The 359-nt window shown below is 31.2% G+C and carries 1 tRNA gene; it reads right to left on the reverse strand.

The window, feature by feature from the left end:
* Nucleotides 1–234 precede the first annotated feature (234 nt).
* Nucleotides 235–310, reverse strand: a tRNA-Ala gene (locus BTV98_RS13160).
* Between the last annotated feature and the right edge of the window lie 49 nt (nt 311–359).

Here is a 359-nt window from a genome sequence, read left to right on the forward strand (position 1 = left end):
TATAGTTAAATTTAATTATTACATTAAATCTTAGATATGACATTTTTTTATTTAAAATTAAATACTTCTATTTAACTTTACGAAAAAATTTTAAAGACTTTAACATTATATTTTTAAATATCTTGCTACTTCAAATAACTAAAGTTATCTCAAGGTAACGCTTTCTGATTAAAACCAGATATAAACTCTTATTTATAAAAGCTTATATCTAACTTCTCTTTCTTTATCTCTATATGGTGGAGAATAGCGGGATCGAACCGCTGACCTCCTGCGTGCAAAGCAGGCGCTCTCCCAGCTGAGCTAATTCCCCATAATAATCTGGTGGGCCTATCAGGACTTGAACCTGAGACCTCACGATT

The sequence above is a fragment of the Psychrobacter sp. Cmf 22.2 genome, from assembly GCF_001921745.1.
GTDB lineage: Bacteria > Pseudomonadota > Gammaproteobacteria > Pseudomonadales > Moraxellaceae > Psychrobacter.